Consider the following 15413-nt stretch of genomic DNA (forward strand, 5'->3'; position numbering starts at 1 on the left):
TCAAGTAACATTTTTACCGTCCTGTGGTATTAATATTCTATACTTTTTGTTTGTTGTGGCTAAGACAGCGTGAAAAGGACTCGTCATTTTGCTGCGCTGTCTTTCTGGTATCTGACCGTTCTAGAGCCTACAGAGAACACCATGGACTTATTCATAGGTTCCCTCAGAATCTGGCTGTCGGTCGTGACTATTGCAACGATCTGCAATAGCATCTTGCGGCAATTACTACCGAATATTGTAGATCGGTTTGTCGATGTGATTGCTGAACTGGCGTTGAACTGACAGGGGAAACAACCGCTGGCGATATTACTGGGCTAAACCAGGTATTTCCTGGCAGTGCCGTCTGTACCGGTAATAAAAACTGAAACATTGTTCACCTTTGACGTTGTACGATTGATTTGTAGAAAAAGGCCGAGTAAAAATTATTCGTGTAAATAGAGGCCACTGTAGAGAGAATCAACTATGTCCCAGACTACCCAACTGGTCGCTACCTTGAAAAGAACGTTAAAGGCCCATGGAAAAACCTATGCCGATGTTGCAGAGCATTTGCAGCTCTCAGAGGCCAGTGTGAAGCGTTTGTTTTCAGAAAACAGTTTCTCCTTACTACGCTTAGAGCAGATCTGTCAGATGATTGATTTACAGATCAGTGATGTGGTTCAGCTGATGACAGATAATGCCAAGTCTCAGCTCAGTAGTCTAACCGTGGAACAGGAAAAGGATATAGCCGGAGATCTTGAGCTGCTGCTGATAACGGTTTGTGTTCTAAACCGATGGACGCTGGAACAGATACAAGGCTACTTTCAGATACCTGAAACCAACTGTATTCAGCATCTGGCTAAACTTGATCGATTGAAGATGGTAGAGCTACTACCTCGAAATCGAATCAAGTTACTGGTCGCACCTAATTTCAAGTGGCTGGACAATGGACCTATTCAAAGGTTCTTTCAGGAAAAGCTGGAAGCTGAATTCTTTAATTCTCGCTTTGATAAAAAGCAAGAAAAATTACTGGTAATCAATGGGATGCTGGCAGACAGCTCAAATGCGGTGTTTCAACGAAAGATGGAGCAACTGGTACGAGAGTTTGATGAGTTGACCAATGATGATGCCCAGCTGGCATTTGAAGAACGTAAGGGAACGACGGTGGTTCTTGCAGTGCGACCTTGGCAGTACGGATTGTTTGAGCGCTTTAAAAAGGGATCTTAGGGGCAGACGTCTACAGATCCTGGGGCTATCGGTCAAAGCTGTTAAAGGTCAAGGATTTAAAAGGCCATACCAGGACCGAAAAATGATCGACAATGACATATAGGTGTTTGATCGCTATGGGATACCTGATTAATGCATCCGTTTCTATTAGTGACAATTCCAGGAGAGCCGGTAGGGAGTCAGATCAAAAGCGGGCCGTTGCTTCAATCAATACATTGCGGGGTGTCAGATGGCGTTGGCAGAACTCCGAAATGGATACCTGATAGCCTTGTTGCTGAAGATACAGGGCACGATCCAAAACCAGCCATAGCTCCAATGGGCGGCGATAGAGGTGGCGCACCCGTTCTATTTTTCGAATCAGTGGGTATCGATCATACCCTGCCTGTTGATAATATGAGAAATCGGTATTGTCAGGAATTTCAAGAGCCTTTTTTTCACCGATCCAATGGCAATAATCCCTAAAACAACCTTTTAGCAGATGTTTGGGCAAACTGGGTGTATTCAGGTACTGGTTGCAATTGCGGAGGTTTCGCTGCAACAGGTCAAAGCCCAGGCGCCAGGAGACCTCTTGCTGTTTCATTTGCTCAGTGCGTTTTGGAGCAGTTACCGTTTCCTGTAATGGCAGGCGCAGATCATGATGATCGAGCCTTAGGTTGCTCAGTTGTGCTGCAGCTGAGAGAGGGGCATAACGGTCTTCTTGAATGAGGTGATAGCAGCAAGGTGATACGCTGATATTTTGTGTCCCTTTCTGGCTGGCTAGCTTGATTAGCTGCAGGTGTAAATCCCCACAGGCGTGCAATGCTACCGCGTGCTGGTTCTTTCCAAGGTAAGATGCGGCCTCGGCCGCAAGTGCATCTTGATTGACAAACTTGATCGGCAGGTGACGTTTGTCAGCCAGTGATTGCCCATGGCTGCAAAGCTGGGTGTTCAGTTCAAGACTCTGAACGGCTACTTGCCGTTGAAATGAAATCAGCCGGCCAAGGTGTCCTTTTCCGGCACACCACTCCAGAACCGGCAATTGTGGTCGAGCAGTGATCTGCTCAAAAGCTTGAATTTGCTGCCATTTTCTACCGGGTATATGGTTTCCAAGCCAGGCAGGCAAGTCTTGTTGCTGGAAGGTATTCTGAGGTAGCAAACAGAGCTCATGAAACTGTTCGATACCCTCAATAAATGGTGAAAGGCAGGTAATCAGCTCCTGTAATTGTTGATCATTACTTTCCAATGTTTGCAGAGGCTGGTCTTCGAGCCAATGGCATAATTCAGGATTGCTATGACGCCATGGCAGGTCAAGCATCGAGAACGGACGGAGCTGCCAATAGCGCCGATGTGAGCTAAGAATCTTGTCCAATAGCTGAAAGCGCTCAAGCAAACTATCTGATGCATTGTTGAATGTCGAACAGTTAGACGGTACAGGGCTGCCTTTGAGAGGCTGGTCATCAGTGTCGCTGGCTGCAGCATCAATGTTATTCACAATAATGGCATGCCTGACGTCATGTTTTCGTTGTTTGGAGAAAGCGCCTTGGCTTGCCTGGCTTTTTGAGCTGCGCTGTCCTCGGAGGTTGCTGATGAGCTCTGTGCATTGGCGAAAGAGGTATTCAGCTGTTCAGGTAGCAGCGGTTTATTAGCTGCCTGCTTTTCTCGTATTTCCTTGACAGTGGTTTCCATTGCCAGGAAACGTGCGGGAGAGGAAGGGTGAGTTGCAGCTAGATTATCACTGCCTTTATCTTTAATCTGCTCAGGATACTCAGTTGCGACTCTACGCCAGAAATTAGCACTTTCTTCAATAGGATAACCGCTTCGAGCCAGCAGATAGAGGGCTACGTAATCGGCTTCCATTTCGAACCCCTGCAGATGAACACGGCTTCCACCCATAGCAAAAACACCCGGTGAAGGAATGCCGTGACTCCAGGCAAGTAAATCGAGTATGGATCCACTAAGGGCATTCTTAACTGTTTTAGGCATATGCGCGAAAGCGTTATGAGCTAATTCATGGGCGATGACCAGGGCCAGATCTGAATCTTCCTGAGCAAAGCGAAGCATGCCCTTGGTCAGCAATATCCGTTTACCGTCGGCATAGGCATTGACTTCATCCTCAGATGACATCGACACCGGGTAATCACAGATCTTTTCAGGTGTGATAACAAGTTCAGTCGTTGTTCCCTGACGGGCGACGAGCAGAATAGATTTTCTGTTTTCCTCCAGGCTGTTCAATAGGGGCGGCACTGATTGCAAAGCTGATTTCCCACTTCCAAAAACTTCCCCGTTCAGAGAAACCAGTATATCGCCCGATAGTACTCCTGCCTTTTCAGCGGGGGATGTCCGGGCCACCTGAATGACTTGCAGTGGTTCGCCGAGGCCCAGGTCTCGGATAGCAGTATCGCGGAATTTCTCTTCGGTAGCCTGTTTATTGCTAAAGGTGAATCCCATGGATAATCGGGTTTTATCTGAGCAGAGTTCACTCCCGGCAGCCAAAATCGGATAGGATAGATCCAATACCCGCTTTTGCCGATCAAGTCGCTGATTGAATGCCAGTGATAACTGTTTTTGCTCTTCAACCGCAAGAAGTGCCGGTGGGGACTTCTGGACCGGCGTAACCGGCTGAGCGCAGCCGGCCAGTAATCCCGAGATAATAACTGGAAGCGTCAGAGCAACTTGTGAAATGATGAGGGGGATAGTACGAGGCACAAACGCTCTCTTATTCAGGGTGAAACTCTTTATTCGTTTGCGACCGCAATACTGGGATTAACCATAGCAAACTGCAAATAGTGATAAAACAATTGTCTGCTGCCCGGATAATGAAATACGGCAACAACGACTATTATCCAAGGCTAACGGGATAATATGCAAGAGAGAATTGGATCGCCTGGCGAGTTGATGAAACAAGACACAGAGAATGGGGCTTAGGGTTATATGGATGTCGATAAGGACTGTAAGAAGGACCAGCAAGATAAGGTGGGCATGGACATGGATAAGCTGGTGTCCAGATTCGGCGGTAATGACGTTGAAATCCTTGATCGACAGGTTGCCCATCAGGGTTTTTTCCGGCTGGAGGAGTTGACGTTCACTCATCGTTTGTTTGAAGGTGGACGCTCTGAGGTTTTGAAACGAGAGCTGTTTCTAAGAGATGATGCGGCTTGTGTACTCTTGTATGATCCGGAGCGGGACGCTGTAGTCCTGATTGAACAGTTTCGTGTAGGCGCTCTGAAAGATCCAAACGGGCCCTGGTTGTTAGAGTTGATTGCCGGAATTATAGAGCCTGGAGAGTCGGATATGGAGGTTGCCCGACGAGAAGCCCAGGAAGAAGCGGGTGCTGAGATTCTCGAACTTGTACCGATCTGTAACTACCATGTCAGTCCTGGAGGTAGCCAGGAGTATATTCATCTGATGTGTGCAAAAGTCGATTCCCGTGGGCTTAGTGGGTATCATGGACTGGAACAGGAAGGTGAAGATATCCGTGTTACCGTGGTTTCGCGACAGACTGCGTATACTGCAGTGGAATCTGGCCGTATTAATAATGCTCCAACGATCATGGCTTTGCAGTGGTTACAGCTGAATTGGACTATGCTTCAGGATCAGTGGTCAAAACAGTGAAACAACAGAATTACGAAGAAGGTGTATGAAAAAAAAGTATGTTCCGGACTTGTCGCGACAGATGGCTTCCTGTGAGGCCAACTACCTGCGATTGATAAAACTGATGCCGGACATGGACAAATGTGATGAGCGTTTTTTTCATGTTCTCTGGCATCATCATCGCGCGACAGTCGAACTCAGTGTGGAGGAACGCTTTGCTTACACCACGACGATAAAGGTCCAGCAGCGATATGACAGACTTGAGCATGACGAATCGAGTCAAAGCAGTGCTTCAGATAGCGAACAGAACTATAGTCAGCATGCCTGGATCAATATGCCGGCCCTGATCGTGCGTATTTATCATGATGCCCGTATGGCTGAAGTTATTTGTCAGCAGCGTCGACAGCTAAAGGGGTGCTATCCATATCCCAATAAACAGATGCATCATCCTGATGAAAAAGCACAGCTGAATCAATATCTTGGTGAGTGGTTGACTCAGTGTCTGGCTCACGGCCATAGTTCAGATCAGCTTGCAATTGCATGAGCTCAGTCCTGACAAATAACGTCCCAGCGAATAAACCCCTTCATCAAGATAGCTTCAAGGTGGTGCAAATCAGTGATTTGCACCTGATGGAGACCCCTGAAGATTATTATCGTGACATTGATGTAGAGTCATCTTTTTTGCGCATCACCAAGCATATTCAAAGAGATCATCAGGATGCTGATCTGTTGCTGCTAACCGGGGACTGTGTCCACAGCGGCGGTGCTGAGGTTTACCAACGCATTCAAAACAGATTGAATCAAATGAATATCCCCTGGCGCTGGATTCCCGGTAACCATGATGATGCTGAATTAATGGCAATGCTTTTCGGCTCCATGCTCGACGGAATGCAGCTGGGTCGCTGGCAAGTGACACTGCTGGATTCAACATCCGAAGGCAACGGCTGGGGTAGGGGAAGCCTGTCGGAACAGGAACTGGAGCGTCTTGCTGTACGTCTGTCCTTATCCGGACCCCATTTCATCGTCTTGCATCATAATCCGTTATCTGTAAACAGTCGTTGGCAGGATGAAATTGCCCTGGCTAACCGTACCCGGTTCCTGGCGTTACTGGATCAATGCTCTGATTCCGGAGTGGTTATATTCGGTCATGTCCACCAGGACTGGGAGTTTGATTATGGTCGATGGAAGATGTTTAGTTGTCCCTCAACGGGCGTGCAGTTTAAAAAATGTTGTGACAGTTTTCAGATAGAGACCAGGGTTCCACAGGCGTTGCCCGGTTATCGATGGTTTCGACTGAATGATGATGGGAATTTCATGACGCGGGTAGAAAGATGTAAGGGGTAGAGTCGAAAGCTGTAAGGGATAACTGAGCGCTGAGCTTTATGGCGATAGTGGATAAATCAGGTTCTGCAAATACAGACAGATGTTGCCTAATGCAGTGACTATACTGTATTTTTTCTTATCGCACAGGTTACATTGATCGTTCGGTTAAAGATTGGTGATGGTTTTATTAAAGGTTACAGAGCAACGATGTTGAAACCACTATTTATCTATGTACATGGGTTTAATAGTTCTCCCCAGTCATATAAAGCGCGCCTGTTAGTTGATTGGCTTAAACAGCAAGGCCGGGAAGATGAAGTTAAGGTACCTGAATTATCGCATTGGCCGAAGCGTGCAATTGAAACATTGGAAGCCCTGATCGAAAGGCACCGAGACCGAAGGATACTTCTTCTTGGTAGCTCTTTGGGTGGGTTTTACAGTACTTATCTGGTCGAAAAGTTCGCTTCGATTAACCAGCAGACAATCACAGAAGGTAACGCCTGCACTGGTTTAGATCTTAAATGTGTATTGATCAACCCGGCAGTGCGTCCCGACCAGTTATTGGAAGAGCTACTGGGGGAAAACCAGAATCTATACTCTCAGGAACGTTACCAACTGACTCATCAACATCTTGAGCAGCTGCAGCAACTGAGAAGTGAGAGTATTCAGGATAGGAGTCGATATTTGTTATTGACTCAAACGGCAGACGAGGTGCTGGACTATCGTCAGGCTGTGGAGCTTTATGACGGGGCTGAAATGATTGTTCAGGAGGGAGGGAGCCATGGGTTTGATGATTTTGAGTCCATGTTACCTCTCATTGAACAATTTGCGCAGCAGCCCTGGTCAGGTGAAGGTCATGATCGGCCGTGTTAATTCTGGTAGTCAGCCGTAAATCATAGAAGTTACAAACCATAGAAGTTACAAACCATAGAAGTTACAAACTATAGAAGTCACAAACCACAGCAGTTAAAGCATTCATCAGTTAACGGTTTCGCTAAAGGTCTTGAAGAATGCTCTTAGGGTTCAGAGTCGGTGTGAAGCAAATGTCGATGTGAAGCAAATAGAGTAACGTTTCAGGTCGATTTGTTATTTGTCAGATGGGCAGGCTGCGGTTAGTTGGGGTGAGTTTCAGACGCCCAGATCGTTCTCAACAGGAGTAAGTAATACAAGCAATGAACAGCACTTATAATGCAGATTCGATAGAAGTACTTAGTGGCCTCGATCCGGTTAAGAAACGTCCTGGAATGTATACCGATACAGAACGTCCTAACCACTTGGCACAAGAGGTGATCGATAACTCCATTGATGAAGCCCTGGCAGGACATGCGGACCGTGTAGATGTGACCCTGTCAAAAGATGGACAGCTGACCGTCAGTGATAACGGTCGAGGAATGCCCGTTGATATTCATCCTGAACATGGTGTGAGTGGTGTTGAATTGATCCTGACCCGCCTTCATGCCGGAGGAAAGTTTTCCAACGATAATTATCAGTTTTCAGGTGGTTTGCACGGGGTTGGCGTGTCGGTGGTAAACGCCCTGTCCAAACTGTTGGAAGTATCCATTAAGCGTGATGGCAATCTTTACCGGATAGGCTTTGCTGATGGCGAAAAAGTATCAGATCTGGAAATAGTTGATACGGTCGGCAAGCGTAATACGGGTACTGAAGTTCGATTCCTGGCCGATCCTCAGTATTTTGATTCGCCTAAATATTCCGTGAGTCGATTGCGGCATATGCTGAGAGCTAAGGCGGTGCTCTGTCCTGGCCTGAGGGTTGTTTTTAATGATCTCAGTGGCAGTGAAAAGAAAAAGGATGAATGGTTTTATCAGGATGGTCTTAGCGATTACCTGAAGAGTGCTTCTCAACTGTACGAAACCTTGCCTCCCGAACCCTTTGTTGGAGTATTGACCGGCGAATTCGAGGCCGTTGACTGGGCTGTTCAATGGCTACCTGAAGGTGGTGATATGATCACCGAGAGTTACGTGAATTTGATACCAACGATTCAGGGGGGAACTCATGTAAACGGTTTCCGTACCGGTTTATTGGAGGCGGTACGAGAGTTTTGCGAGTTTCGGAACCTGCTGCCTCGCGGTGTGAAGCTGACTGCTGAGGACATTTGGGATCGATGTTCTTACGTACTTTCAGTCAAAATGCAGGATCCACAGTTTTCAGGTCAGACCAAAGAACGGCTTTCTTCCCGGCAGATAGCAGCCTTTGTCACGGGAACGGTAAAAGATGCTTTCAGTTTGTGGCTGAACAAGCATACAGAGCAAGGCGAGCAGTTGGCAGAATTAGCCATCAATAACGCTCAGAAAAGAATGCGTTCAAGGAAAAAAGTAACTCGAAAACGTATAACCCAGGGGCCGGCGTTACCCGGTAAACTTGCGGACTGCTCTGGCGGGGAGGCCATGCGCTCCGAGTTGTTTCTGGTGGAAGGGGATTCTGCTGGCGGGTCGGCGAAGCAGGCACGTGATCGTGAGTTTCAGGCTGTTATGCCACTCAGGGGGAAAATCCTTAACACATGGGAAGTTGAGTCTGGTGATATTCTTTCTTCCCAGGAAGTTCATGATATTTCAGTTGCCATCGGTGTAGATCCAGCCTCGGATAACCTCGATAGTCTTCGCTATGGCAAAGTTTGTATCCTCGCTGATGCCGATTCCGATGGATTGCATATTGCCACTTTGCTCTGCGCATTATTTGTTCGCCACTTTCAACCGATGGTGATGGCAGGGCATGTTTATGTGGCAATGCCACCACTTTATCGCATCGACGTCGGTAAAGAGGTCTATTATGCTTTAGACGAGGATGAAAAAGCCGGCATACTGGATCGTATTACCGCAGAAAAGAAGCGGGGCAAAATTAATGTGCAACGATTTAAAGGGCTTGGGGAAATGAACCCCCTGCAGTTACGTGAAACCACCATGGCGCGAGATACCCGCAGATTGGTACAACTGCAAGTTGAAAGCGGTGACGGAACTCACGAGGTAATGGATATGCTGCTGGCAAAGAAACGGGCTGGCGATCGTAAAAGCTGGCTACAGAGTAAAGGAAATCTTGCGGATGTGTGATCAGTTGAATGATCCGCAACTAATTGCTATATGAAAAACTGGCTATGTGAAAATGACCGATGCAAATATTCACTTCGCAAGTACTAACAATACTGTAGAGGAATAGAGGGATATGTCTTCATTTGAGTCCGACTACAGTCAGCTAAAGTTTTTGATAGTTGATGATTTTCCCAGTTTTTGTGGTGCTCAGCGCACTATGCTGATGTCCTTTGGTGCCAATGATATTGACATGGTGCTACATGGAGAGGATGCCATAAGAGCTATTTCCAAGAAGCGTTATGATGTTGTTCTCTGTGATTACAACCTTGGGGAAGGGAAAAACGGTAACGATGTACTGGAAGAGGCCAAACATCATAAGTTATTGAAGAGTTCTGCTCTGTTTATGATGATTACTGCTGAAAGTGGCAGTGAAATGGTCAGAGGGGCGCTGGAATATCAACCGGACGACTATCTGACCAAACCTTTCACTAAAGAAGTTCTGCAAACTCGCCTTCAGCGCCTGCTTGAACGTAATCGTATCTTTCAGCCCGTGTATCGGGCAATGGATAAGGAAGATATAAGATCAGCCGTCACTCTGTGTGACAAGATTGTGGAGGCAAACCGGCGCTATAAACGTTATGCGCAACGGCTTAAGTCACAATTATTATTTGATCAGGAAGAGTACGGCCAGGCTGAGGTGTTATGCGCTGAGGTGCTCAGAGAAAAACATTTGCCCTGGGCTGTGCTTGGCTTGGGAAAAAGTCACTTTTATCAAAAAAATTACCCCAAGGCGGAACAATATCTTCATTCTTTGCTGGATGAAGACAAGGGTTACGTGCAGGCTTGGGATTGGCTTGCCCGTTGTCAGGAGCAGCGCGGCGACACTGAAGGGGCTCAGGCCTCGCTGGAAGAGGCGGTCAAAACCTCGCCTGTCAATGTGCGCAGACAAACCCATTTGGGTGATCTTGCTATGCGTAATGGTGACGTTCAGCAAGCCGAGAAGGCCTATAGCCGGTCGGTCAAAGTGGGTAAGCATTCAGTTTTTCGCTCTCCTGAAAGCTATATGAAACTCACTGAAATACTGGTGGACCGTCTGGACGGGAGTCAGGGACTGGCTGGGAAAGTTGTTGAAACCAAAGCGCTTGAAGCCATGGACGAGTTACGCCACTTTTATAAAGATGATGCCAAAATAGGGCTGACTTCCCGTTTGATGGACAATAAGATACACACGATCAGAGGTCATAAACACGAAGCTGAAAAAGCAATCTTTCGAGCCTATGATCTCTGTGCGAAAGATAAAGAGGGGACTCTGCCCGCAGCAATGAAAGAGGAACTGCTGGTAAAACTCGAGGCTCTGGGGCGCAAGGATATGGTGGAAAAGGTTGTTGCCGCCATGCAGGCCGAAGAGTCCAACCACAACACTCAGGCCATTTCACTTTACGATCAGGGTGACATAGGAGCTGCATTGGAAGTGCTGAAGCAGGCTGTTACAGAAAAGCCTCGTAGTTACTCCATTTGTCTCAACACCGCTCAGGTGGCCATTCACTATATGATCAAAAATGGTGTTCAGCAGGAGCTGCTGGATTTGGCTGAAGGTGCGCTGGAACGTTCCGCCAGCTTGTCGGAAGATGATCGCCGCTTTAAACTGCATGGAGACCTGAGCCGCCGTTTAGGAAAACTAAAGCAGAGAGTTGTCAGCTGATGAGTAATGTTGAGCCACTGGATTTTTCGACCTTATTGGCCTCTTCCGTCCATGATATGAAAAACTCCATCGGCATGTTGCTGCATCTGGTAGCTCAGATGGAGGCTCAGGCTGATGGGGAGAGTCAACAATTTGGGCAACTGAATTTCGAAATCAACCGGCTTAATAATTATCTTATTCAGATGATGACGCTTTATAAATTGGAACAGCGTCAGTATCGTTCTGAATTGGTTGAGCATTACCTTGATGACTTTATTGAAGATCTGGTTCTGATGAATCGTCCATTGCTTGAATCCCGAGGTGTGGAGGTTGAGCAGCAGGTTAACGAGCAACTGAGTTGGGAGTTTGATGGTCAGTTGGTTAACGGCGTGATCAGCACGATCTTAACCAATGTTATTCGTTATGCTGAGGGGCGGGTGCTAATCTCGGCAGAAAGGGTAAGAATATCAGCCGATTGTATTCAACTCAGTGCTAATGAAGAGGGTGCATCCTATTTATGCATCCGTGTCGAAGATGATGGTAAGGGGTTCCCGGAAAAGATGCTGGGAAAACTCGACCTGGTGCCGATGGGGGTCGATTTTGTCAGCGGTAGCACCGGCTTTGGACTCTATTTTGCCCAGACTGTGGCACAACTTCACCGACGGATACAGAGTCCAGATCAACCGGACAGCGCGCTGCAGGGATTTGTCGAGCTCAGTAACGATAGCTCTTTAGGAGGAGGTTGTTTTAGACTTTTCCTGCCTTGATCAATGCAGACGAACGCAGATAAATCCGAATACTTGCATACCATAAATTATTTGAATCCAATTCTACCTGTCTCCAGGTGCGTTTCCCCGTGGTCAGGTTGAGCAACATAAGCAGTCTAATTTTATGACAGGAACTGTACAAATTGACGAAGGCGTTGAACGTCTTTCCTTAAAAGAGTACACCGAAAAAGCCTATCTGGATTATTCGATGTACGTCATTCTTGATCGGGCTTTGCCCCATATTGGTGATGGCTTGAAGCCGGTCCAGCGACGCATTGTTTATGCGATGTCGGAACTGGGACTTAAAGCCGGTGCCAAGTACAAAAAGTCTGCCCGTACTGTCGGTGACGTATTGGGTAAGTTCCATCCCCATGGTGACAGTGCATGTTATGAGGCGATGGTGTTGATGGCTCAGCCTTTCTCTTATCGTTATCCGTTGGTGGACGGTCAGGGAAACTGGGGAGCACCCGATGATCCCAAGTCATTCGCAGCGATGCGATATACTGAATCGCGACTGACGCCTTATTCTGCCTTATTATTGTCGGAACTGGGCCAGGGTACGGTGGATTGGGGGCCTAATTTTGATGGCACCATGACGGAGCCTTTAACGCTGCCGGCCCAGGTCCCCAATCTTTTACTGAATGGTGGAACAGGAATAGCCGTCGGAATGGCCACGGATATACCTCCCCACAATCTGAGAGAGGTATGCAATGCCTGCCTTAAGTTGCTGGATGATCCCCATACTGATCTTGAGACCCTGACTGAGATTATGCCGGGGCCTGACTATCCAACCGAGGCCGAAATTATTACCCCTCGCAGCGAACTGCTCAAGCTCTATGAGAGTGGTCGTGGTTCGGTAAGGATGAGAGCCATCTATTGCAAGGAAAATGGTGAAATTGTAATCACCTCTTTGCCCCATCAGACTTCAGGAGCTAAGGTTCTGGAGCAGATAGCCGCACAGATGCAGGCCAAGAAACTACCTATGGTCAGCGATCTGCGGGATGAATCTGATCATGAGAATCCAACACGTCTGGTCATCATTCCTCGCTCAAACCGAATTGATACAGAACAGCTGATGGCTCATCTGTTTGCCACTACCGACCTGGAAAAGAGCTATCGTGTCAATTTCAATATGATTGGCATTGATGGGCGACCTCAGGTTAAGAATCTGAAGATGATCCTTAGTGAGTGGTTGCAGTATCGGACAGATACCGTGACCCGCCGTCTCCAATACCGTTTGGATAAGGTCTTGGACCGGTTGCATATTCTTGATGGCTTATTGATTGCGTTTTTGAATATCGATGAAGTGATCGAAATTATTCGAAATGAGGATAAACCTAAACCGGTATTGATGGAGCGATTTAATCTCAGCGATATTCAGGCAGAAGCCATTCTGGAGTTAAAGTTGCGCCATTTGGCAAAACTTGAAGAAATGAGAATTCGTACTGAGCAGGATGAACTGGCTGAAGAGCGTAAGAAACTGGAAGCGCTGCTTGGCTCCAAAGCTAAGTTACGTAAATTAATCAGAGATGAGCTAAGCAAAGCTGCGCAAGAGTATGGCGATGATCGTCGTTCGCAGATTATCTCCAGAGCTGAAGCTCGGGCATACAGTGAAATTGAGCTGATGAGTGCTGATCCGGTCACCGTTGTTCTGTCCAAGCAGGGCTGGGTTAGGGCTGCCAGAGGCCATGATATTGATCCAGAGGCACTGAACTACAAATCCGGCGATGAATACAAACTTTCGGCCTGTGGGCGTACCAATCAATCAGCCGTATTTCTTGATTCTGGCGGACGCGCCTATGCCGTACCGGTCCATAGCCTTCCGTCTGCCCGAGGTCAGGGAGAACCCCTGACAGGCCGACTTAATATTCCCAGCGGCGCAGGAGTCGATGCTCTGGTGATTGCCGCAGAAGAGCAAAAGCTGCTGCTGGCGTCGGATGCTGGTTATGGGTTTATCTGTAGCTTTGGGGATTTGTTAAGTAAGAATAAGGCAGGGAAGGCTGCACTTACTTTGCCTAAGGGGAGCATGGTGATGCGTCCCCGGTTAGTTAAGAATACCGAATCCCAACTGCTTGCGGCGGTGACAAATGAAGGCCGATTGCTGCTGTTCCCTGTTTCTGAGCTACCGGAGCTGGCGAGAGGGAAGGGTAATAAGATTATTAATATACCTTCAGCTAAGTCTGCAAGCCGTGAAGAGTTTGTTGTTGCGCTCACAGTCATCGATCCCGATAGCTCTTTGACGGTGCATGCCGGTAAGCGTCACTTGACTCTTAAGGCATCGGATCTTGAGCATTATCGAGGCGAGCGGGGACGACGGGGAAGCAAGCTACCGAGAGGTTTTCAGCGTGTGGATCGGATCGAGTCAGAGGGAAAATCCAGCAACGAGACCGATCAGTCAGACACTGACACAGCGGCTGATCCCTCACCCGAAGGAGAGACTTCGTAACAACAGAGTATGCCGGGAAACCGGCGAATAAATCCATTCTGCTGCCAGCGAGCCCTGTTGGGCTCGCTGGGCCTTCCCGCTGATTTGAGCTTTCCAGTTAAATTACAGTGTAGAATTCTGTCAATTCAGCAGTCTAAAAGCTCGGTGTAAATAGTTGTCCGCTTATCATCTCATGTACTGGCGAAGCGGGGAGCGAACAGCCCTGTCGATTACTGATCGTAATCCAGGATTACTTTGTCTGAGACTGGATGGCACTGACAGGTTAATACATATCCGGCCTCCAGCTCATAATCTTCCAGGGCAAAGTTAGCGTCCATCTTGACCTCACCTTCAACCACCTTTGCTCGGCAGGTTGAGCATACACCGGCCTTACAGGACCAGGGTAGATCTGCCCCTGCTTTGATACCTGCGTCAAGAATGTTTTCACTGTCGTGGGCCAGTTCAAAACTCAGGGTTCGTCCGTCAATCGCAACACTCACTTCACTGACAGCCTGGCTTGAACTGCTTCCCTGTTGAGTGGGTAACGAGTCGGTGTCAGCATTGGGATTGGATAACGCCGTCGTGAACAGCTCGAAATGGATACGCTCTCTTTCTACGCCGGAATCCTTCAGCGCCTCAGATACTTCTTCAATCATGCTTTGAGGACCACAGAGAAAGCAGGCATGAAGTTGGTCCGGATGAATCCATTGCTGGAGTAGCTGTTGGCATTTAGTCCCGGTTATCCGGCCATTGAAGAGGTCAACTTCCTGTTGTTCCCGACTCATGATGTAAATCAGGTTGAGCCGTTCCATGTACAGGTTTTTCAGATCTTCCAGCTGTTCTCTGAACAGGGTACTGGTGGTGGAGCGGTTTCCATAAAACAGCGTGAACTGGCTATTGGGTTCCTGGGACAGGGTACTTCTGATTATCGATAGAATCGGGGTAATGCCACTACCGGCAGCCACTGCCAGATATTCCCGTTCACTGGCAGGGTCCAGATCTGTATAGAAATGCCCCTGTGGGGGCATGACCTCTATGCGTTGCCCTATCTGGATATGTTCATTGGCGTAGTTAGAGAAAACCCCGTCCTGCACTCGTTTAACAGCGATGCGAAGCTCATTCTCGTCAACACCTGAGCAAATTGAATAGGACCTGCGGACCTCCTCTCCATCAATTTTTGCTCTCAAGTTGAGATGCTGTCCCTGATTAAAATGGAATTGTTCCTGTAGCTCGCTGGGAACCGCTAAGCCGATGGAAACCGCATCAGGGGTTTCCTGACGAAGGTCAGTAACGGTCAAGGCATGGTAGCGTTTCATGGGTAGGGCTCCTTGCTGTGTTTTTATTCTTTTACGTTGTTTTGTAAATAGTTTAATTTTCTATAGTGATCGATATTGCCGCGATTA

13 protein-coding genes are annotated in these 15413 nt (G+C 47.7%); 10 read left to right on the forward strand and 3 right to left on the reverse strand.

Translation table 11 applies throughout. The annotated features are described in order from the left end of the window. Positions 1–69: 69 nt before the first annotated feature. Positions 70–282, forward strand: coding sequence for a hypothetical protein (locus BGP75_RS26750; RefSeq protein WP_143821012.1), 213 nt, complete (start codon positions 70–72; stop codon positions 280–282). Positions 283–462: 180 nt separating this feature from the next. Further along, positions 463–1203, forward strand: coding sequence for a helix-turn-helix transcriptional regulator (locus tag BGP75_RS08440; RefSeq protein WP_076717550.1), 741 nt, complete (start codon positions 463–465; stop codon positions 1201–1203). Positions 1204–1387: 184 nt separating this feature from the next. Here the strand turns inward: BGP75_RS08440 and BGP75_RS08445 are convergent, their stop codons facing one another. Continuing rightward, positions 1388–2674 carry a methyltransferase gene (locus BGP75_RS08445; protein WP_083704694.1) on the reverse strand — a complete coding sequence of 429 codons (1287 nt, stop codon included), beginning with the start codon at positions 2672–2674 and terminating at the stop codon, positions 1388–1390. Continuing rightward, positions 2671–3888 (reverse strand): M48 family metalloprotease, encoded by a 1218-nt coding sequence (locus BGP75_RS08450; protein WP_076717552.1) that lies wholly within the window; start codon positions 3886–3888, stop codon positions 2671–2673. The genes BGP75_RS08445 and BGP75_RS08450 overlap by 4 nt, the downstream gene beginning before the upstream one ends. A gap of 225 nt (positions 3889–4113) precedes the next feature. Between BGP75_RS08450 and BGP75_RS08455 the strand changes: the two genes are divergently transcribed. From BGP75_RS08455 to parC, 8 genes are all read left to right on the forward strand, one after another. Next, positions 4114–4794: an NUDIX domain-containing protein gene (locus BGP75_RS08455; protein ID WP_233152877.1), complete on the forward strand. Its 681-nt coding sequence runs from the start codon at positions 4114–4116 to the stop codon at positions 4792–4794. A gap of 25 nt (positions 4795–4819) precedes the next feature. Next, positions 4820–5317, forward strand: a complete 498-nt coding sequence (locus BGP75_RS08460) for a DUF1249 domain-containing protein (protein WP_076717554.1) — start codon at positions 4820–4822, stop codon at positions 5315–5317. A 62-nt stretch (positions 5318–5379) separates the two neighbouring features. Further along, complete coding sequence (locus BGP75_RS08465) at positions 5380–6117, forward strand: metallophosphoesterase (protein WP_233152878.1); 738 nt, start codon at positions 5380–5382, stop codon at positions 6115–6117. Between the two features lie 186 nt (positions 6118–6303). After that, positions 6304–6966 carry a YqiA/YcfP family alpha/beta fold hydrolase gene (locus tag BGP75_RS08470; RefSeq protein ID WP_076717715.1) on the forward strand — a complete coding sequence of 221 codons (663 nt, stop codon included), beginning with the start codon at positions 6304–6306 and terminating at the stop codon, positions 6964–6966. A 299-nt stretch (positions 6967–7265) separates the two neighbouring features. Beyond that, positions 7266–9158: a DNA topoisomerase IV subunit B gene (gene parE / locus BGP75_RS08475; protein WP_076717558.1), complete on the forward strand. Its 1893-nt coding sequence runs from the start codon at positions 7266–7268 to the stop codon at positions 9156–9158. 112 nt (positions 9159–9270) lie between these two features. Then, positions 9271–10839, forward strand: coding sequence for a tetratricopeptide repeat-containing response regulator (locus BGP75_RS08480; protein WP_076717560.1), 1569 nt, complete (start codon positions 9271–9273; stop codon positions 10837–10839). Further along, entirely contained in the window at positions 10839–11585 is a 747-nt protein-coding gene (locus BGP75_RS08485) for a sensor histidine kinase KdpD (protein ID WP_076717562.1), read from the forward strand. Before BGP75_RS08480 ends, BGP75_RS08485 begins: the two co-directional genes overlap by 1 nt. Before the next feature lie 124 nt (positions 11586–11709). Beyond that, positions 11710–14031, forward strand: coding sequence for a DNA topoisomerase IV subunit A (gene parC / locus BGP75_RS08490; protein WP_076717564.1), 2322 nt, complete (start codon positions 11710–11712; stop codon positions 14029–14031). A gap of 209 nt (positions 14032–14240) precedes the next feature. Here the strand turns inward: parC and paaE are convergent, their stop codons facing one another. Continuing rightward, positions 14241–15326, reverse strand: a complete 1086-nt coding sequence (paaE, locus tag BGP75_RS08495) for a 1,2-phenylacetyl-CoA epoxidase subunit PaaE (RefSeq protein ID WP_076717566.1) — start codon at positions 15324–15326, stop codon at positions 14241–14243. Between the last annotated feature and the right edge of the window lie 87 nt (positions 15327–15413).

The sequence above is a fragment of the Motiliproteus sp. MSK22-1 genome, from assembly GCF_001968815.1.
Taxonomy (GTDB): Bacteria; Pseudomonadota; Gammaproteobacteria; order Pseudomonadales; family Balneatricaceae; genus Motiliproteus.

Bases quoted from the DNA above. Each gene is read 5' to 3' on its own strand.
- BGP75_RS08440 (WP_076717550.1), top strand. From the start codon at position 463: ATGTCCCAGACTACCCAACTGGTCGCTACCTTGAAAAGAACGTTAAAG.
- BGP75_RS08455 (WP_233152877.1), top strand. From the start codon at position 4,114: ATGGATGTCGATAAGGACTGTAAGAAGGACCAGCAAGATAAGGTGGGC.
- BGP75_RS08460 (WP_076717554.1), top strand. From the start codon at position 4,820: ATGAAAAAAAAGTATGTTCCGGACTTGTCGCGACAGATGGCTTCCTGT.
- BGP75_RS08470 (WP_076717715.1), top strand. From the start codon at position 6,304: ATGTTGAAACCACTATTTATCTATGTACATGGGTTTAATAGTTCTCCC.
- parE (WP_076717558.1), top strand. From the start codon at position 7,266: ATGAACAGCACTTATAATGCAGATTCGATAGAAGTACTTAGTGGCCTC.
- BGP75_RS08480 (WP_076717560.1), top strand. From the start codon at position 9,271: ATGTCTTCATTTGAGTCCGACTACAGTCAGCTAAAGTTTTTGATAGTT.
- BGP75_RS08485 (WP_076717562.1), top strand. From the start codon at position 10,839: ATGAGTAATGTTGAGCCACTGGATTTTTCGACCTTATTGGCCTCTTCC.
- parC (WP_076717564.1), top strand. From the start codon at position 11,710: ATGACAGGAACTGTACAAATTGACGAAGGCGTTGAACGTCTTTCCTTA.
- paaE (WP_076717566.1), bottom strand. From the start codon at position 15,326: ATGAAACGCTACCATGCCTTGACCGTTACTGACCTTCGTCAGGAAACC.